The organism is Janibacter limosus (assembly GCF_004295485.1).
Classification (GTDB): domain Bacteria; phylum Actinomycetota; class Actinomycetes; order Actinomycetales; family Dermatophilaceae; genus Janibacter; species Janibacter limosus_A.
Window position 1 is genome coordinate 1,671,744 of the sequence record NZ_CP036164.1, and the last position, 18,749, is coordinate 1,690,492.

The 18,749-nt window shown below is 71.3% G+C and carries 16 protein-coding genes; 8 read left to right on the forward strand and 8 right to left on the reverse strand.

Annotated features, from left to right (window positions below; genetic code table 11):
• The first annotated feature begins 36 nt into the window (after window positions 1–36).
• On the forward strand, window positions 37–1,248 hold the full coding sequence (gene nadA, locus EXU32_RS08030; RefSeq protein WP_130629427.1) for a quinolinate synthase NadA: 1,212 nt from the start codon (window positions 37–39) through the stop codon (window positions 1,246–1,248).
• Between the two features lie 625 nt (window positions 1,249–1,873).
• Window positions 1,874–2,806, forward strand: coding sequence for a hypothetical protein (locus EXU32_RS08035; RefSeq protein ID WP_130629428.1), 933 nt, complete (start codon window positions 1,874–1,876; stop codon window positions 2,804–2,806).
• Between the two features lie 84 nt (window positions 2,807–2,890).
• On the opposite strand, the gene EXU32_RS08040 is transcribed toward EXU32_RS08035, so the two are convergent.
• The 3 genes from EXU32_RS08040 to EXU32_RS08050 form a co-directional block, all read right to left on the reverse strand.
• The gene (locus EXU32_RS08040) at window positions 2,891–3,529 is read right to left on the reverse strand and encodes a maleylpyruvate isomerase family mycothiol-dependent enzyme (protein ID WP_130629429.1); all 639 of its coding nucleotides are present in this window, start codon (window positions 3,527–3,529) and stop codon (window positions 2,891–2,893) included.
• A 129-nt stretch (window positions 3,530–3,658) separates the two neighbouring features.
• On the reverse strand, window positions 3,659–4,504 hold the full coding sequence (locus EXU32_RS08045) for a phosphatidylinositol-specific phospholipase C/glycerophosphodiester phosphodiesterase family protein (RefSeq protein ID WP_130629430.1): 846 nt from the start codon (window positions 4,502–4,504) through the stop codon (window positions 3,659–3,661).
• A gap of 194 nt (window positions 4,505–4,698) precedes the next feature.
• The gene (locus EXU32_RS08050; RefSeq protein ID WP_130629431.1) at window positions 4,699–5,736 is read right to left on the reverse strand and encodes a glutathione S-transferase family protein; all 1,038 of its coding nucleotides are present in this window, start codon (window positions 5,734–5,736) and stop codon (window positions 4,699–4,701) included.
• A gap of 124 nt (window positions 5,737–5,860) precedes the next feature.
• Between EXU32_RS08050 and EXU32_RS08055 the strand changes: the two genes are divergently transcribed.
• Window positions 5,861–6,853, forward strand: a complete 993-nt coding sequence (locus EXU32_RS08055) for a quinone oxidoreductase family protein (RefSeq protein ID WP_165399615.1) — start codon at window positions 5,861–5,863, stop codon at window positions 6,851–6,853.
• Between the two features lie 24 nt (window positions 6,854–6,877).
• On the opposite strand, the gene EXU32_RS08060 is transcribed toward EXU32_RS08055, so the two are convergent.
• Together EXU32_RS08060 and EXU32_RS08065 are read right to left on the reverse strand one after the other, a co-directional pair.
• Entirely contained in the window at window positions 6,878–7,471 is a 594-nt protein-coding gene (locus EXU32_RS08060; RefSeq protein ID WP_130629433.1) for a hypothetical protein, read from the reverse strand.
• Between the two features lie 3 nt (window positions 7,472–7,474).
• On the reverse strand, window positions 7,475–8,842 hold the full coding sequence (locus tag EXU32_RS08065) for a dipeptidase (RefSeq protein ID WP_130629434.1): 1,368 nt from the start codon (window positions 8,840–8,842) through the stop codon (window positions 7,475–7,477).
• A 65-nt stretch (window positions 8,843–8,907) separates the two neighbouring features.
• On the opposite strand from EXU32_RS08065, the gene EXU32_RS08070 reads away from it, so the two are divergent.
• Window positions 8,908–9,492, forward strand: coding sequence for a DUF3043 domain-containing protein (locus tag EXU32_RS08070; protein ID WP_165399616.1), 585 nt, complete (start codon window positions 8,908–8,910; stop codon window positions 9,490–9,492).
• 68 nt (window positions 9,493–9,560) lie between these two features.
• Here the strand turns inward: EXU32_RS08070 and EXU32_RS08075 are convergent, their stop codons facing one another.
• Complete coding sequence (locus EXU32_RS08075) at window positions 9,561–9,767, reverse strand: hypothetical protein (RefSeq protein ID WP_130629435.1); 207 nt, start codon at window positions 9,765–9,767, stop codon at window positions 9,561–9,563.
• Window positions 9,764–10,873, reverse strand: a complete 1,110-nt coding sequence (gcvT, locus tag EXU32_RS08080; protein WP_130629436.1) for a glycine cleavage system aminomethyltransferase GcvT — start codon at window positions 10,871–10,873, stop codon at window positions 9,764–9,766. The genes EXU32_RS08075 and gcvT overlap by 4 nt, the downstream gene beginning before the upstream one ends.
• Before the next feature lie 82 nt (window positions 10,874–10,955).
• On the opposite strand from gcvT, the gene EXU32_RS08085 reads away from it, so the two are divergent.
• The 4 genes from EXU32_RS08085 to EXU32_RS08100 all read left to right on the forward strand — a co-directional run bounded on the left by EXU32_RS08085 (window position 10,956) and on the right by EXU32_RS08100 (window position 16,917).
• A complete protein-coding gene (locus tag EXU32_RS08085; protein ID WP_130629437.1) occupies window positions 10,956–12,446 on the forward strand; it encodes a leucyl aminopeptidase in 1,491 nt (496 codons plus the stop codon).
• Window positions 12,447–12,612: 166 nt separating this feature from the next.
• Entirely contained in the window at window positions 12,613–14,013 is a 1,401-nt protein-coding gene (gene lpdA / locus EXU32_RS08090) for a dihydrolipoyl dehydrogenase (RefSeq protein ID WP_130629438.1), read from the forward strand.
• 128 nt (window positions 14,014–14,141) lie between these two features.
• Window positions 14,142–16,007, forward strand: coding sequence for a 2-oxoglutarate dehydrogenase, E2 component, dihydrolipoamide succinyltransferase (gene sucB, locus EXU32_RS08095; RefSeq protein WP_130629439.1), 1,866 nt, complete (start codon window positions 14,142–14,144; stop codon window positions 16,005–16,007).
• 1 nt (window position 16,008) lies between these two features.
• Window positions 16,009–16,917 (forward strand): TIGR01777 family oxidoreductase, encoded by a 909-nt coding sequence (locus tag EXU32_RS08100; protein WP_130629440.1) that lies wholly within the window; start codon window positions 16,009–16,011, stop codon window positions 16,915–16,917.
• Between the two features lie 143 nt (window positions 16,918–17,060).
• On the opposite strand, the gene EXU32_RS08105 is transcribed toward EXU32_RS08100, so the two are convergent.
• Window positions 17,061–18,737, reverse strand: coding sequence for a serine/threonine-protein kinase (locus EXU32_RS08105; RefSeq protein WP_130629441.1), 1,677 nt, complete (start codon window positions 18,735–18,737; stop codon window positions 17,061–17,063).
• Between the last annotated feature and the right edge of the window lie 12 nt (window positions 18,738–18,749).

Genomic DNA, 18,749 nt, shown 5'->3' on the forward strand with positions numbered 1-18,749 from the left:
GGACTCTACCGAGACTCTCCGGGGGTCTGTGGGAACATGCCTTCCGTGAGCGCCACGACGCAGTCCTCGCCGAAGCCCCTCTCCCTGCTCGTCCTCGGACAGGGCAACGACCCCCACTCCGAACGCGGGGTGGAGTGTCCCGGCGACCTGCCGGCACCGTCCGACCCCGGTCTCGTCGCGCGGGCGCGCGCCGCCAAGGAAGCCCTCGGGGACAAGGTCTTCGTCCTGGGGCACCACTACCAGCGCAACGAGGTCATCGAGTTCGCCGACGTCACCGGTGACTCCTTCAAGCTGGCCAAGGAGGCCGCGGCCCGTCCGGACGCGCCCTGGATCGTCTTCTGCGGCGTGCACTTCATGGCCGAGTCGGCCGACATCCTGACCAACGACGAGCAGACCGTCGTCCTGCCCGATCTCGCGGCCGGCTGCTCGATGGCCGACATGGCCGCGCTGCACCAGGTCGAGGACTGCTGGGACGACCTCGTCGAGGCAGGCGTCGCCGACGTGACGGTGCCCGTCACCTACATGAACTCCTCGGCCGCGATCAAGGCCTTCACCGGTCGCCACGGCGGGACGATCTGCACCTCGTCCAATGCCAGGACGGCGCTGACCTGGGCCTTCGACGAGAAGGGCGGGGTCGAGTCCGAGGGCAAGGTCCTCTTCCTCCCCGACCAGCACCTCGGCCGCAACACCTGGGCGCGCGACCTCGGCCGCGACCTCGACGACTGCGTGGTCTGGGACCCGCACCAGCCGATGGGCGGGCTCACGCCTCAGCAGATCCGTGATGCCCGGATGATCCTGTGGCGCGGGCACTGCTCGGTGCACGGCCGCTTCTCGGTCGACGCAGTGGAGACGGCGCGACGCGAGATCCCGGGCGTGCGCGTCATCGTGCACCCGGAGTGCCGCAACGAGGTCGTCTCGATCGCCGACGAGGTCGGCTCGACCGAGAAGATCATCAAGACCGTCGCCGCCGCTCCCCCCGGCACGAAGTGGGTCGTCGGCACCGAGCTCAACCTCGTGCAGCGCCTCGGGCAGATGTTCCCCGAGCAGGAGATCAGCTTCCTGGAGAAGAATGTCTGCTACTGCTCGACGATGAACCGCATCGACCTGCCCCACCTCGTCTGGGCGCTCGAGTCGCTCGTCGAGGGCCGCGTGGTCAACCCGATCGTCGTCGACCCCGAGGTCGCGCACTGGGCCAAGGTCGCGCTCGACCAGATGCTCGCGCTGCCGGGTGAGACGTCGAAGGACTGAGGCTGACTCGCTCGGTCGCCTGAGGAGGCCAGGGCTGGGTCGCCTGAGGCCTGGGTGGGTCGCCTGAGGCCCGAGTGGAGGTAAACACGCGGATGAATGATCCGCGAGTCGGCATCCACTCCCGGCGGCCGACTCCCGGGTGGAGGTAAACCCGCGGAGGAATGACCCGCGAGTCGACATCCACCCCCGGCGACCGGCTCCCGGGTGGGTCGCCCGAGACCCGAGTGGAGGTAAACACGCGGATGAAAGATCCGCGAGCCGGCATCCACCCCCAGCGACCGACTCCCGGGTGGAGGTAAACACGCGGGCGATTCGTCGGCGAGTCGACATCCACCCCGGGGCGAAGGGGGGATCCCCAGCCCCCCAGACCCGGGTGGAGGTAAACGCGCGGGCGATTCGTCGGCGAGTCGGCATCCACCCCCAGCGACCGACTCCCGGGTGGAGGTAAACACGCGGGCGAATCGTCGGCGAGTCGACATCCACCCCGGGGCGAAGGGGGGATCCCCGCGGCTCCTCCCCCGGTCGCCCTGGAGAGTTCATCCCCACCCCCCACACGTGCGGCCGATGCATCCACAGGCGGCAGGTGCACTTCGCTGCCGGTGCGCCACCCCCTTGGGATGGGGTCATGGACGCGCGCATCCTCGGGATCCACGACACAGCAACGACGGCCGCCGCACCGTACGGTGGCGTCATCAGCCGCGCACGCCTGCGCGCGCTCGGCATCGACCGTGACGAGGTGCGCCTCCAGCTGCGTCAGCGCAGGTGGGTCGCGCACGGTCGGTGGACCATCGCGACGCACACCGGTGACCTGGGCGATCTGGCCCGGCGATGGCGTGCGGTGTGGGAGGTCGGCTCGGGCATCGCGGCAGTGGATGGCCCCACTGCCCTGCAGCATGCCGGTCTCGAGCGGTGGAGCGACGACGTGGTGCACGTCTCCGTCCTCCACACCGCCAGCATCACCCCGGTCGACGGCGTCGTCGTGCACAAGGTGCGCTCTCGCCCGTCATCACTCCTGGCTCCCGGCGAGCTCCCGGTCGTCAGACCTGCACCGGCTGCCGTGCGTGCGGCCCACTGGGCCGTCTCCGACCGACAAGCGGCGCTCGTCCTCATCATGCCGGTGCAGCAGGGGCTGTGCTCCGGCGCGCAGGTCCTCGAGGCCACCCGCCTCGTGCGGGGCCGGACCCGTCGAGCACTGATCGCTGGTGTGGCCTGCGACGTCGCCCTCGGCGTCCAGGCGTTGGGCGAGCTGGACTTCGCCGGGCTGTGCCGTCGCTACCGACTCCCGGAGCCAGCCCGTCAGGTCGTGCGCAACGGCCCGCGCGGACGCGTGTACCTCGACGTGAGGTGGGACTGCGGGCTCGTCGTCGAGATCGACGGCGCCGGCCACCGGTGGGGTCTCGCCGTCACGGACGACAACCTCCGGCAGAACTCCGTGGCCCTCCACGGCGACACCGTCCTGCGCATCGACGCGCTCGGGCTGCGCATCGCCGAGGAACAGTTCATGGGCCAGGTCGTGGCCGCCCACACCCGTCTGTCCAGCCTGCGCCTCGCCGGGTGACCCTGACCGCAGGCGGGCCGCGGGTGGATGCCGACCCGCCGACGATTCGTCCGCGCGCATACCTCCACCCGGCCGGGTGGTGGCTCAGGTCAGCCGGGCACGAAGTGCCGCGACACCCTCCCCGCTGACGCGGTCGAGGTGGACGGAGCGGCCCGACATCACCATGGCGAGGGCCTCGGCGCTGCCGGTGACGGGGCTCCCTTCGCCATGGGCCCACGCCACGTCCGTGGCCTCCCAGCGCAAGCCGTCGAGCAGGCCCTTCGCCGGGAGGAAGGACTCCCGGCCACGCGGCGAGACGATGATGTCCAGGGCCGCGCGCCAGTCCTCGAGCGGGACCGTAACGTCGAGGCCCTGCGGTTCGGCGAGGTCACGCAGGTGGATGCACGAGTCGGTGAAGGGCCCGGCGCGGCCGATGAACCAGGGCTTCGACCCGTCCGTCGCGCGGTGCCGCAGCTCGGCTGCGATCTCGGCGAGCGGCCGGTCTCCCAGCCGGACCGCATGCACGTCGCACGCGCGAGCCATCGATCGTTGCCGGGCGGCCGTGAGCAGGAAGCGCCACGACGGTACGTGGACCGGCTGCAGCTGGTGACCGGCGAGGGTGCGCACGTCCCAGTCCGAGCACAGGGTGGCGTCGTGGGCGTGGGCCTCACCGAGGTCGTCGAGGACGTCGGCGAAGAGTCGTCGGTTGGCAGCCGTCCGGGCGATGAGCCGTGCGTCGTCCATGACGCCAGCCTGCCGGGCCGACCCCGCCGGGTGGAAGCCAACCCGCCGACGATTCGTCAGCGTGTTGACCTCCACCCGGTGGCGGGAGGGTCGCGCGGGAGGGTCGTGCTGGAGGGTCGGGCGCCGCCCTCACTCCTCGGTGAGGAACTCCTGGAGCCCGGCGAGGTCGTCGGTGTTGATGTGGTCGACGCCGGCGTCGCGCAGCTCGCGCCAGAGGTTCTCGCGCGCGGGACCGGCGACGTCGTTGGTCGCCCAGAACCTCACTCGGTACCCGTCCGCGTGGGCCTGCTCGACGTAGGAGTGCAGCTTCTGCCGCTCCGCCGCGGGCATCTCGCCGACGCCCTGCCAGGTGAAGAGCTTCGTCCAGTTCTCGCTGACGAGGGGCATCAGGTCAGCGTCGGTCCCGGAGCCGAGGTCGCTCGAGCGTCCGTCGTAGAAGGAGTAGCGGGTCGTCGCCGCCTCCATCTGCGCGCGAGGCCGGTTGCCGCTGATGACCGCCTCGACCGCGCGGTCCTTGACCTTGCCCTTGTGGACGCGCGTGAAGACCTGCTCGTGCTCCTCGAGCTCGTCCTCGATGGCCTGCCACGTGGTCGGCCCGTCGCTCTTGATGTCGATGAGCAGCTGGAAGTCACCGGTGTACCCGGGATATATCTGCTGCCCCCCGCGGGTGGCGATCTCGGAGAGCGGGTCGAGATAGGCCTCCTCGAGGGTGGGCGCGTCGGCGACCTCCCACTCGTCATGGGCGACGCGCAGCTCGCCGTCGACGAGCCACACATCTGCCTCGACCGACGTGAAGCCCTGCTCCAGCGCGTCGAGCAGCGGCCGGTCGTGCTCGTAGTCGTTGTGGGCATGGGCCGCAGGCAGGGGCGTGCCCAGCTCGACGGGTGCGGCGCTGGCCGCACCGACGGGCATGATCAGCGCGACGGCAGCGACGGCGGCAGTGGCGAGTGGACGGTGATGGACATGACGGGTCATGGTGGCGATCTCCTGGGTCGGGTGATCGCCACGGTGCCGCGGGCCGGTGTCGATCCCGGCCCGCGCCGGTGAACACCCACCCAACTCCGGCGGAATGACTCGCCCTCCCGAGGCCAGCGGACTGACTCGCCCCGAGGCCGGTGGAATGACTGCTCACCCGAGCCCGACGACGTGCCCCGGCGACGAGGCTGGCCTCAGGCGGAGCGGACCATCCCGGTCTCGTCGAGCAACGGGTTGTGCGCCACCGGGACCCGCTCGGCCTCGCTCGGCGCGCCGGGTGCGGTGCCGTTGCCGAAGGGAGATCCGCCGAGGGCCTCGCGGCCGTGCGGCTCCAGCCAGTTGGAGTAGTCCGGTCCGACGGGGACGATGCCGGTCGGGTTGATGTCCGTGTGCACCTCGTAGTAGTGGCTCTTGATGTGCACGAAGTCCGTCGTGTCACCGAAGCCCGGCGTGGTGAAGAGGTCCCGGGCGTAGGCCCACAGCACCGGCATCTCGGAGAGCTTGGACCGGTTGGCCTTGAAGTGCCCGTGGTAGACGGGGTCGAAGCGGGCCAGGGTCGTGAAGAGCCGGACGTCGGCCTCGGTGATGTGGTCGCCCATCAGGTAGCGGCGGGTGGCGAGGCGCTCCTCGAGCCAGTCCATCGCGGTCCACAGCCGGTCGTAGGCGGCCTCGTAGGCTGCCTGGTCGCCGGAGAAGCCGCAGCGGTAGACGCCGTTGTTGATCTCGGTGTAGATCCGTTTGTTGACGACCTCCATCTCCTCGAGGAGCTCCTCGGGCCACAGGTCGGGGGCGCCATCGCGGTGGAACTCGCGCCACTGCGTGGAGAAGTCCTGCGTGATCTGCGGGAAGTTGTTGGTCACGACCTGGCCGCTGGGGATGTCGACCATCGCGGGGACGGTGATGCCCTTGGGGTAGTCGGGGAAACGCGCGAGGTAGGCGTCCTTGATGCGCGGGATCTGCAGCACCGGGTCCAGGTGCCCCTCGTCGAGGTCGAAGGTCCACGAGTCCGCGTCGTGCGTCGGTCCGGTGACGCCCATCGAGATGACGTCCTCGAGGCCGAGCAGGCGGCGCACGATGATCGTGCGGTTGGCCCAGGGGCAGGCGCGGGAGACGACGAGGCGATATCGCCCCGGCTCGACCAGCCACTCGCTCGACCCGTCCGAGGTGATCCGGTCCTCGATGTAGGTCGTGTCGCGGGTGAATTCCTTCTCGACGTAGCTGCCCTGTGTCATGCCCGCCACTTTAGTTGAACCTTGAACTTTAATCCACCCCTTCGACAACCGACCCCGGCCCGAAGGGGTGGGACGTGGGGTTGACCCCATGGTGGGCCCGACCTCCCCCGGGAAGGATGGCGGCATGCGCGCAGCCACGAGGGACCGTTACGGGGACCCGGACGTCATCCAGCTCGTCGACCTGCCCGACCCGACGCCGGGCCCGGGCGAGCTGCTCGTGCGGGTCCGGGCCACGACGGTCAACCGCTCCGACACGGCCGCTCGCTCCGGGTCTCCCTGGATCAACCGCGTCGTGCACGGGTGGCCGCGCCCGCGACAACGCGTCCTCGGCTCCGAGCTCGCCGGCGTCGTCGTCGGGCTGGGCCGGGGCGTCGACGGGTACGCCGCAGGGGACCGGGTGGTCGGCTTCGTCGACGGCCGACCCGGTGCCCATGCCGAGCTCGTGACGGTGCCCGTCGACGGGCTCGTCGCGCACATCCCGGACGGTGTCTCCTTCGAGGACGCGGCTCCGGCGATGGAGGCCGGGCACTACGCCCACGCGTGCCTGCGGGTCACGGGCGTGGGCCGCGGCGACCGGGCACTCGTGCACGGCGCCACCGGGGCCATCGGGAGCACCCTCGTGCAGCTGCTGCACGCCGAGGGCGTCGCGGTCACCGCGGTGTGCGACCGCCTCCCGCCGGGGCGTGGGTCCCTGCTGACCGAGCTGGGCGCGACGACCGTGGTCGATCTCGGCAACGGCGACCGGCTGGACCGCGCCGGTGACGGGTTCGACGTCGTCGTCGATGCGACGGGGCACCTCCCCTTCGCCACGGCACGTCGGCTGCTGCGCCCCGGCGGTGCCTACGTCTCCTCGGACCTCGGGCGGGGCGGCCAGAACATCGCCCTGTCGCTGGTCGGGCCCCTCGCCCGCGCCCTGCGTCGCCGTCACGCGCTCTTCCCACTCCCCCGGGGCGACGCCGACCTCGCGACGCACCTCGTCGACCTCATGGCGCGCGGCGCCTACCGACCCGTGGTCGACCGCACGTACGACCTTGCCGACATCCGCGCCGCCCACGCCTACGTCGACACCGGACGCAAGGTGGGCGGCGTCGTCGTGCGCCTGCCCGTCGCCGACTGACTCATCGACTGGACCGAGCCGGGCTCAGGTCCCGTCGTGCGCGGCCATCGTGGCGGCGACCGCGTCGACCTCTCGCTGCCAGACCTCCTCGGGCACGGGCGGCAGGAGGTCGTCCCACTCGACGGCGAAGGACCCGATGACCTGCGGCAGGCGCGCGGGTCGCACCATCGCCAGGACGTGCAGGTGGGCGCTGCCGTCGCCCCACTTGCCCAGGTGCACCCGCCCGGCGTTGGGCAGGGCCAACATCGCGTTGTGCAGACGCAGGGTCAGCCGGCCGAACTCCGCGGCCAGCCCCTCGCCCATGTCACCGAAGTCCATGTGCTCACGCGTCTGCAGCCACAGCGTCAGGAGTCCACCGCGGCCCTCGCGGTTCGTCGAGAGGACCCAGCGCTCGTTGCGCCAGACCACCCCCTCGTCGGGGTGCTCGCACCGCCAGCAGCCCACGCCCCCTTCGCCATCACGGACGCGGTCGACGTCGCTGGGCGGGTCGAGCTCCTTGGCCACGATCCGTCCGCCATCGGCCACCCAGGGGAAGGCCGGCCACTCGACAAAACGCAGGTCGGGCGGATCCGTCCGGGCCTGAGCCAGCGCGTGGATCTCCTCTGCGCTCTGCGGCATCGCTCAGCCCCGAGGCATCGCGCCGAGTCGGGCGAGGAGCAGCGCCTCGGCGATGCAGACCTTCTCGAACTCGCCCAGGTGCAGCGACTCGTTGGCGCCGTGCGCGCGGGTGTCGGGGTCCTCGACGCCGGTGACGAGGATGGCTGCGTCGGGGAACTTCTCGGCGAAGGCCTGGACGAAGGGAATCGACCCACCGATCCCGACGTCGACCGGGTCATTGCCCCACGCGTCGGCGAAGGCGGCGCGGGCCTGGTCGTAGACCGGCCCCTGCGCGTCGGCAGCGAAGCCCCAGCCCTGCTCGTCGAGCTCGACCTCTACGCTGGCGCCCCACGGGGCGTACTCCTGCAGGTGCTTCTGCAGCGCCTCCCACGCCTCCTGGGGGTCCTGCGTCGGGTTCAGCCGCAGGTTGATCTTGGCGCTCGCCGATGCGTTGAGGACATTGCCGGCCTCGTCGACGCTCGGGGCGTCGATGCCGATGACGATCGCTGCCGGCTTGGTCCACAGCCGCGACGGGATCGAGCCGGTACCGATGAGCTCGGTGCCCTCGAGGAGGCCGGACTCCTCGCGCAGCCGCGCCTCGTCGTAGTCGATCTCGGGGGCGTCGGCGTGCAGCAGTCCCTCGATCGCGACATCGCCCTGGTCATCGTGGAGCGTGGCCAGCAGGCGGCACATGGTCGTGATCGCGTCGGGGCAGGCGCCGCCGAACATGCCGGAGTGCACCCCGTGATCGAGGGTGCGCACGGTGACGACGGCGCGGATCGAGCCTCGCAGCGTCGTCGTGAGTGCGGGGGTGCCGATGGCCCAGTTGAGCGAGTCCGCGAGGACGATCGCGTCGGACGTCAGGCGGTCACCGTGGCGCTCCAGCAAGCGCGGCAGCGACTCGCTGGCGATCTCCTCCTCGCCCTCGACGAAGATCGTCACGCCGACCGGCAGGTTGCCGGAGTGTGCGCGCAGGGCGGCGACGTGCGCCATGACCCCCGCCTTGTCGTCAGCCGCGCCGCGACCGTAGAGACGACCGTCGACCTCGGTCGGCTCGAAGGGGTCGGTGTCCCAGTCCTCGAGGTTGCCGGGAGGCTGCACGTCGTGGTGCGCGTAGAGCAGGACGGTCGGCGCCCCCTCGGGTCCGTCGATGTGACCGATGACGGCGGGTCGCCCCCGTTCCTCCACGATCTCGACGTCAAGGCCCTCCGCGCGCAACAACTCAGCCGTGCGCTCGGCGGAGGCCTGGACGTGGGCCTGGTCGAAGGAGTCGAGGCTGACGCTCGGGATCCGGGTGAGGTCCTCGAGGTCGGTGCGCACCTGCGGCATCAGCTCGCGCACGCGGGCGCGCAGGGTCTCGATCTGGTCTGCGGTGAGAGTGGTGTCGGTCACGGGCCCGACGCTATCGCGACCGACCGGCGGCCAGCACCTCCGGCGCTACGCCTAGAGTGCACCTCGTGTTCGGACGCAAGAAGGATGACCAAGCCACCGCCCAGGGCTCCGCCGTGTCGGAGCGCCCTGCACGTGATGGCGCCAAGAACCGGCCCACGCCCAAGCGGCGCGAGCAGGAGGCCGCCCGCAAGCGCCCTCTTGTGCAGGCCGACCGCAAGTCGGCGAAGGCCGCCGACCGCGCCGCCCGCCGCGAGAATGCGCAGAAGATGCGCGAGGCGATGGTGACCGGTGACGAGAAGCACCTGCCCGCCCGCGACAAGGGCCCGGTCCGCCGCTACATCCGCGACACGGTCGACGCGCGCTTCAACCTCGGCGAGTGGCTGCTGCCGCTCATGCTCGCCGTGCTCGTGCTGAGCCTCTTCGCCGGCGCCTGGGCGACCTATGTCTTCCTCGGCGTCTACATCCTCATCATCATCGCGATCCTCGACGCCTACCTGCTGTGGCGCCGCACCAAGGCCAAGATCCTCGACCGATTCGGCGCCGACACCGAGACCCGCGGCCTGGCGATGTACCTCGTGATGCGCGCCTTCCAGATCCGCCGCAGCCGCATGCCCAAGCCGATGGTGGGGCGCGGCGACAGCCCCGACTGACCACCCGCAACGCACGAAGGGGGCGCCTCCACCGATCGGTGGGGGCGCCCCCTTCGTACGGGTCCTGCTCAGCCGGCCGACAACGACATCGGACCGTAGACGACCTCGGACTCACGCAGCAGGCTCACCTGGGCGACGCCCGCGCCGGCGAGGTCCTCCCACGACTCGGCGAACCACGCCTCGGCCTCGGCCTGGGTCGGGAAGGGCACCGAGTGCCCGCTCGGCAGGGGTGCGCCCGAGGAGTCCTCGAGACGCCAGCGGTAGCTCTCGTTCATGCCTGACGCACCTGCACCTGGACGAAGGGGGGCTTGGTCACCGTGGCGGCGACCTCACGACCACGCACGTCGATGACGACCTCGTCGCCCTCGGCGACGGACCGGTCGAGCAGCGCCAGCGCGATGCCCTGCTTGAGGGTCGGGCTGAAGGTACCGGAGGTGACCTCGCCGACCTCGGCCCCGTCGACGAGCACCGCGCAGTGGCTGCGCGGGATGCCGCGGCCGGTGACGAGCAGGCCGCGCAGCAGGCGCGAGGACTTGGCGACGCGCTGGGCGACGAGCGCGTCCTTGCCCCAGAAGGTCTCCTTGTCCCAGCCGACCGCCCAGGCGGAGCGCGCCATGACGGGCGTGATCTCCGGCGAGAGGTCGTTGCCGTGCAGCGGGTAGCCCATCTCGGTGCGCAGGGTGTCGCGGGCACCGAGACCGCAGGGCAGCCCGTCGAAGGGGGCCATCGCCTCGACGATCGCGTCCCACAGCTCCAGTCCGGCCGCGGCCGGGGCGACGAGCTCGTAGCCGCGCTCCCCCGTGTAGCCGGTGCGGCAGACGGTGAGGTCGTGGCCCTGCCACTGCGCCTCGTCGAAGGACATGTAGTCGTGGTCGACCGGCAGGCCGAGCGCGGTCAGGACCTCGTCGCTCTTGGGGCCCTGGACGGCGAGCACGACGTAGTCCTCGTGCAGGTCGGTCACCTCGACGCCCTCGGGGGCGGCCTCCTGCAGCATCGTGACGACCGTCGCGGTGTTGGCGGCGTTGGGGATGAGGAAGACGTCCTCATCGCTGCGCAGGTAGGCGATGAGGTCATCGACCACGCCACCGGACTCGTTGCAGCACAACGTGTACTGCGCCTTGCCGGTGCCGATGCGACCGAGGTCGTTGGTCAGCGTGGAGTTGACCAGGTCGACGGCGCCGGGGCCGGCGACACGCGCCTTGCCCAGGTGGCTCACGTCGAAGAGGCCCACTCGCTCACGCACGGCGGTGTGCTCGGCGACGACGCCGCCGCCGGGGTACTCGATGGGCATCTCCCAGCCACCGAAGTCGGCCATCTTGGCGTTGAGCGCGACATGGCGGTCATGGATCGGAGAGGTGCGCAGGTCGTCACTGTCGGTCATGCGACAGACGCTACCGTCTCGCCATCCGGGATAGCCTGCCGGAGGTACACCCACCATCTCCCGATCGAAAGGCGCCACGCACGTGCCCTCGTTGATCCTCGGTTCCCGCTCCCTCGCCGCATGGTCCGGCCGCACCCTCGTCATCGGGGTCTCCGGCTCCGACCCGGTCACCGTCACCGCGGGCGAAGAGCTGCCCAAGCCCACCGCCAAGCACCTCGACCAGGCCCTGCCCGTCCTGGACGTGAGCGCCAAGGTCGGCGCGACCACCACCCTTCCCGCAGTGCCGGGTCTGAAGGCGGACAAGGTCGTGCTCGTCGGGCTGGGCACCACGGGCGAAGGGGGGACCGACGCCCTGCGTCGGGCCGCCGGTGCCGCAGTCCGCGCCGCGGGCAAGGGCTCGGTCGCGATCGCCCTGCCGCACGCTGACGCCACCGAGCTCGCCGCGATCGCCGAGGGCGCTGCGTCGGGTGACTACACCTTCAGCGCGCACAAGTCGGCGCGGGACACGGTCGAGGACCGCGAGATCACGGTCTTCTCCTCGCTCGAGGGCAAGGACTCCCCCAAGGACGTGCTCGCCACCGCCGAGACCGTCGCGCGCAATGTCGCGTGGGCCCGCGACCTGGTCAACACCGCGCCCAACCTGCTCTTCCCGCAGTCCTTCGCCGAGCAGGTGCAGCAGGTGGCCAAGGCGTCCGCCGGCAAGCTGACGGTCAAGGTCCTCGACGACAAGGCGCTGCTCGAGGGTGGCTTCGGCGGCATCGTCGGCGTCGGCCAGGGCAGCAGCCGGCCGCCGCGCATCGTCACCCTCTCCTACGCGCCGCGCAGCAAGAAGGCCCCGCACATCGCGCTCGTCGGCAAGGGCATCACCTTCGACTCCGGTGGCGTGTGCATCAAGCCGTCCGCGGGCATGCTGACGATGAAGTCCGACATGGCGGGCGCCGCCGCGGTCGCCGCGACGGTCGTCGCCGCCGCCGAGCTCGGTCTGCCCGTCGCGGTCACCGGCTACCTCTGCCTCGCGGAGAACATGCCCGGTGACAACGCCCAGCGCCCCGGTGACGTCGTCACCATGCGCAACGGGACGACCGTCGAGATCATCGACACCGACGCCGAGGGTCGCATGGTCCTCGCCGACGGCATGGCGCTGGCCGCAGAGTCCGGCCCCGACCAGATCCTCGACGTCGCCACCCTGACCGGCGCCTGCGTCGTCGCGCTCGGCCCGAAGATCTTCGGCGTCATGGGCAACGACGACGAGCTGCGCACCGCGATCACCGAGGCGTCCGACCGTGCCGACGAGCCCAGCTGGCCCCTGCCGCTGCCCGTCGACCTGCGGTCCGGTCTCGACTCCTTCGTCGCGGACCTCGCGCACAAGGGCGACCGCTGGGGCGGCGCGCTGACCGCTGGGCTCTTCCTGCAGGAGTTCGCCAAGGACGCCAAGGGCGAGCCCATCCCGTGGGCGCACCTGGACATCGCCGGCCCCTCCTTCAACGAGGGCGGCGCCTGGGGTCACGTGCCCAAGGGCGGCACCGGTGTCGCCGTCGGCACCATGCTGGAGCACATCGCGTCGCTGGCCTGATCCGTCTTCGGCAAGAGCACGAGACCCCCGCGCACTCCGGTGCCCGGGGGTCTCGCGCGTTGCCCCCTCCGGCGGGACCAGGGCTCGTCGTGACCCCTGCCTCCGCAGGCCCTACGCTGGGGCCGGTCCGTGACCCCGGACACATCACTGCGCAAAGGAGCATCTCGTGGCCGACCCCGCGAACTCGACCTCGTCCCCCTTCGACCTCGTCATCCTGGGAGCCGGCAGCGGCGGGTACGCCTGCGCCCTGCGCGCCTCGCAGCTGGGCCTCACGGTCGCGCTCGTCGAGGAGGACAAGATCGGGGGGACCTGCCTGCACCGTGGGTGCATCCCGACCAAGGCGCTGCTGCACGCGGCCGAGCTGGCCGACGGAGCCAGGGCGGGGGCCTCCCACGGGATCCTCACGACCTTCGAGGGGATCGACACCGTCGCGCTCCACGCGCGCAAGGACAAGGTGATCTCGCAGCTCTACAAGGGGCTCACCGGGCTCATCGGGCAGGCCGGTATCGAGGTCGTCACCGGCCGTGGCCGACTCGTGGACGCGAGCACCGTCGAGGTCGACGGCGAAGGGGGGACCACTCGCCTGAGCGCGAAGACCGTTGTCCTGGCGACCGGTTCGTACGCCAAGACCATCCCGGGCGTCGAGCTCGGACCGCGGGTCATGACGAGCGACCAGGCGATGGACCTCGCCCAGATCCCGCAGCGCGTCGCCGTGCTGGGTGGTGGCGTCATCGGCGTGGAGTTCGCCTCGATGCTGCGCAGCTTCGGCGCCGAGGTGACGATCGTCGAGGCGCTCGACCGGATCGTCGCGGCCGAGGAGCCGTCGATCTCCAAGCACCTCACCCGTGAGTTCAAGAAGCGCAAGATCACCGCGCTCACCTCCACCCGCGTCGCATCCGTCGAGGCCGACGACCAGCGTGCCGTCGTCCACCTCGAGAGCGGCGACCCCCTCGAGGTCGACCTCGTGCTCGTCGCCGTAGGTCGTGGCCCCCGCAGCGAGGGGCTCGGTCTCGAGGACGCGGGTGTCACCGTCGATCGTGGCTTCGTCCCGACCGACGACCGCCTGCGCACCAACGTCGAGGGCGTGCGCGCCGTCGGCGACCTCGTGCCCGGGCTGCAGCTGGCCCACCGCGGCTTCGCCCACGGCATCTTCGTCGCCGAGGACATCGCCGGTCTCGACCCGACGCCGATCGACGACGTGATCATCCCCAAGGTGACCTACTGCGACCCCGAGATCGCCTCTGTCGGACTGACGAGCGAGGCGGCGAAGGGAGCCGGCAAGGACGTCGAGACCGTCGTCTATCCCTTGGGCGGCAACGGCCGCAGCATCATCCGGGGCACCACGGGATCCGTCACCCTCATCCGGGAGAAGGACGGCCCCGTCCTCGGCGTGCACATGGTCGGGCTCGGTGTCAGCGAGCTGATCAGCGAGGCCCAGCTGGCCGTCGGCTGGGAGGCGCATCCCGAGGACATCGCGCCTCTGGTGCACGCGCACCCGAGCCAGGGCGAGGCCTTCGGCGAGGCGGCCATGCTTGCTGCCGGACGGCCGCTGCACGCCCACGCGTGACGACCACACCACGGGGTCGCGGCAGATGCCGATCCGAGTCCGAAGCGGACGTGGGCCCCGTGGACATGACCACACCGACTCGTGAGAGTCTGTGACGTAAACCATCTTGATAGAAGGAGCAGAGGCGCATGTCTGAGCGGGTGACAATGCCGGCCCTGGGCGAGTCGGTGACCGAGGGCACCGTGACGCGATGGCTGAAGAATGTTGGCGACACGGTTGAGGTCGACGAGCCGCTGCTCGAGGTCTCGACCGACAAGGTCGACACCGAGATCCCTTCGCCAGTCGCGGGCACGATCCAGGAGATCCTCGTCGAGGAGGACGAGACCGTCGAGGTCGGAGCCGACCTCGCCGTGATCGGTGACGGAGACGCCCCGGCGTCCTCCGACTCCGGTGACGACGAGCAGGCTGCTCCTGCTGAGGAGGCTGCTCCGGCTGAGGAGGAGGCGCCCGCTGAGGAGGCTCCCGCCGAGGAGGCTCCCAAGGAGGAGCCCAAGGCCGAGGAGGCACCCGCTGCCGAGGCGAAGCCGGCTTCCGGCGGCGGCGACGGCACCAAGGTCGCCATGCCGGCTCTGGGCGAGTCCGTCACCGAGGGCACCGTCTCCCGCTGGCTCAAGGCCGAGGGCGACACCGTCGAGGTCGACGAGCCCCTCCTCGAGGTGTCCACCGACAAGGTCGACACCGAGATCCCCTCCCCCGTCGCGGGCACGCTGACCAAGATCCTCGTCCAGGAGGACGAGACCGTCGAGGTCGGCGCCGACCTGGCCATCATCGGTGGCTCGGGTGGCGGTGAGTCCTCCACCGAGGACGCCGAGGAGTCCCCCGTCCCGCAGGCCGACGAGTCGGACCCCAAGACCGCAGGCAATGACGCCCAGGAGGCTGCTGCTCAGGAGCCCGAGGCCGCTCAGGAGGAGCCTGCAGACGAGGCACCCAGGGCCGAGGCGCCCAAGCAGGAAGCCCCCAAGCAGGAGGCTCCCAAGCAGGAGCCGAAGGCCGAGGCGCCCAAGGCCGAAGCCCCGAAGGCTGAGGCTCCCGCCGCTTCCGGTGGCGACGCTGCTGCCTACGTGACGCCGCTCGTGCGCAAGCTCGCCTCGGACAACGACATCGACCTCTCGCAGATCACGGGCACCGGCATCGGTGGCCGCATCCGCAAGCAGGACGTGCTCGAGGCGGCCAAGGCGAAGAACCAGCCGCAGGAGTCCGCCCCGGCGGCCGCTCCCGCCGCTGCCCCGGCTGCCGCTGCTGCTCCGTCGGCCGTCCCCGCAGGCTTCGAGTCCAATGTCCCGAAGTCCAAGCGTGGCACCCGCGAGAAGATGTCTCGCCTGCGCAAGGTCATCGCCCAGCGCATGGTCGAGTCGCTGCAGGTCAGCGCCCAGCTGACCACGGTCGTCGAGGTCGACATGACCAAGGTGGCGCGCGTGCGCGACGCTGCCAAGGCCGAGTTCGTCAGCCGCGAGGGGACCAAGCTGTCCTTCCTCCCCTTCATCGCCCTGGCCACGGCCGAGGCGCTCAAGGAGCACCCGGGCGTCAACGCCAGCGTCGAGGGTGAGGAGATCGTCTACCACGGTCAGGAAAACCTCTCCATCGCCGTGGACACGGAGAAGGGCCTCTTCACCCCGGTGGTCAAGAACGCCGGTGACCTCAACGTCGCCGGCCTCGCCCGCGCCATCGCGGACGTCGCCGACCGCACCCGCAACAACAAGATCACTCCGGACGACCTGTCCGGTGGGACCTTCACCATCACCAACACCGGCAGCCGGGGTGCGCTCTTCGACACCCCGATCCTCAACCAGCCGCAGGTCGCGATGCTCGGGACGGGTGCCATCGTGCGCCGCCCCGTGGTCATCACGACCGACGACGGTGGGGAGACCCTGGCGATCCGGTCGATGATGTACCTGGCCCTGTCGTACGACCACCGTGTCGTCGACGGCGCCGATGCGGCCCGGTTCCTCGGGACCATCAAGGCTCGCCTCGAGGAAGGCCGCTTCGAGGCCTGACATGACCGCACACCGACAGCGCGTCGCCATCACCGGAGCCTCCGGACTGATCGGCGGCGCGCTGTCGTCGTCCCTGCGCGAGGGCGGCCACGACGTCGTCCACCTCGTGCGCCGTGAGCCCAGCGCGGAGCACGAGCGGCAGTGGGACCCGAGCGGCGGCAGCCTGCGCCCAGAGGTTCTCGCGGACGTCGACACGGTGGTGCACCTGGCCGGCGCCGGGGTCGGTGACCAGCGCTGGACACCCGAGTACAAGGCGCTCATCCACTCCTCGCGCGTCGACGGCACCGACCTCGTCGCCCGCGCGATCGCCGACGGGGCGGGGCCCACGCGACTGGTCAGCGCGTCCGCGATCGGGATCTACGGCGACCGCGGCGACGAGGTGCTCACCGAGGCCTCCGCTGAGGCCGTCACCTTCCTGGCCAATGTCGTACGCGACTGGGAGGCGGCGACCACCCCGGCCAAGGACGCCGGTGTCCCCGTCGCCCATGCCCGCACCGGGATCGTGCTGTCGACGAAGGGCGGCGCCCTCACCCCGATGCTTCGGCTGGGCCGACTCGGCCTCGGCGGACCACTGGGGAGCGGGCGGCAGTGGATGCCGTGGATCACGCTCGCCGACACCATCGCCGCCTACACCCGGCTCGTCGAGGACGCCTCGATCACCGGGCCGGTCAACCTCACCGCGCCCCAGCCGGTGCGCCAGTGCGACCTCGCCCGCGGCCTGGGCCGTGCGCTGCACCGCCCCGCGGTCCTCCCCGCTCCGCGAGCGGCGATGCGTCTGGTGCTCGGGGAGTTCGCCGATGAGGCGCTCGCCTCGGCCCGGGTGCTCCCCCAGCGGTTGCTCGACGAGGGCTTCGAGCATGCCCACCCCCGTCTCGACGACGCGCTCGCCCACCTCCTCGCACGACCTTAAGGAGATGCGGCCCCAGGTGCGCACGACCTTAAGGAGATGCGGCCCCAGGTGCGCACGACCTTAAGGAGATGCGACCCCAGGTGCGCACGACCTTAAGGAGATGCGGCCCCAGGTGCGCACGACCTTAAGGAGATGCGGTTCGATCAGGGGGTGGGGGCGGTGACGTCACGGACCCGCCACGCGCCGTCGTTCCACGTCAGGACGAGATCGACCTGCTGACCCCGTCGGGCGGGCCGGGCACGGCGCCCACCGTCCGCGGCGACGACGTCGTAGGCGCTCTCGTCGACCACTGTCCGCAGCACCGCGGTCGACCCGTGGGTGCGCTCGAGCCGAGCCGACCGCACGGTCATCGTGAACCCTGCGAAACGCTCACCGCTCCCCCGCAACCCGTCGACCAGTTCCCGGTCACGTGTCGCCGCCGACGATCCGGGCAGGTCCAGACGAGCGAGCGCGTCACGGTCCAGGTCGACCACCACCTGCTGGCGAAGGGAGGTCAGCTCCTGTGCCAGCCGCCTCGGCGAGCGCCGTGGCGCGGACCGCTCGTGCAGCACGTCTCCCGCCGACGACGCAGACTGCCCCGTCGCCGCCGGCTCGGACAGCTCCCGCGCAGTGCTGACCGGTGCGGCCTCGCCCTCGTCTGCACCACCTGCGCTCGCCAGCTGCTGCCACGGCACGAGGACCGCGAGGAGCATCGCGAGCGCGACGGTGACAAGTACCCCGACGCGACGGCCACTCGCAGCAGGCGCCAGCGCCGAGCGGGCGATCGCCCGCGGCACGCTCTCCTCGCCCAGGTCCGGGTCGACGTCGCGGGTCAGGTCGATCGGCTCGTCACGGCCGCGTCGCGGGGCTGCGTGACGACCCCCCTTCGTCATCGGCTGGCGCTCCACCGGCACCCGACCCGCACGCCGGCGCCACCACCGGCCCGCGACCTCGTCGGGCAGGGTGCGAGCCAGCTCCTCCTGCCACTCGGGCACGCGGATGCCGTCCTCGCTCGCGGCCTCACGGATCCGGCGGGTCAGGCTGCTCCCCACATCACCGGGCGCGGTCATACGCAGGGGCTGGGCGGTCACGGCGTCGAAGACCCGCCGCGCCACCTCGTCCGCCTCCGGCCGCTCGTCCGGGTCGGGTGACAGGCAGGCCTCCACGACCTCGGTCAGCGCCGGCTCGTCGGGCACGAGGTCGCGCAGATCGGGGCGCTCGGCGATGTGCCCGGGAGCCGCCCCCACCAGGCACAACCACGCGAGCGCGCCGAGAGCGTGCACGTCGCTCTCCCGCGACGGGTCGCTGCCCTCGAGCACCTCGGGCGCCACGTGCCCCTCGGTCCCGTAGACGTCCCCGGGCGCCTCACCGGTCAGGCGCGAGTACCCGAGGTCGGCGAGCACCGGGCGTCCGGTCGAGTCGAGCAGCACATTGCCCGGGCTGAGGTCACCGTGGACGATCCCGAGGTCGTGCAGCGCCGTCACCGCCTGCGCGACGGGGGCGATCACCGTGGCGGTCTCCCCCGGTGTGAGGTGCCCCCGCTCCGCGACGACGCGCTCGAGGCTCCCACCTGCGAGGTACTCGAGCACCAGGGCCAGGGCCGGTCCGTCGTCGGTGTCGACCTCGATCGTCTCGTGCAGGGTCACGACGTGCTCGTCGGCCGTGGCCTGGAGCATCGCGTACTCCCGGACCGCTTCGTCGTCGGCGCGGGCGGCGACGAGCTTGACCGCCACCAGCTCGTCGTCCAGGTCACTCCGGGCCCGCCACACGGTCGCCGTCGAGCCGGCGCCGAGCAGCCGTGTCAACCGGTAGCCGGGGACTGACGGAGGGATCTCGTCCATGGACCCACGATG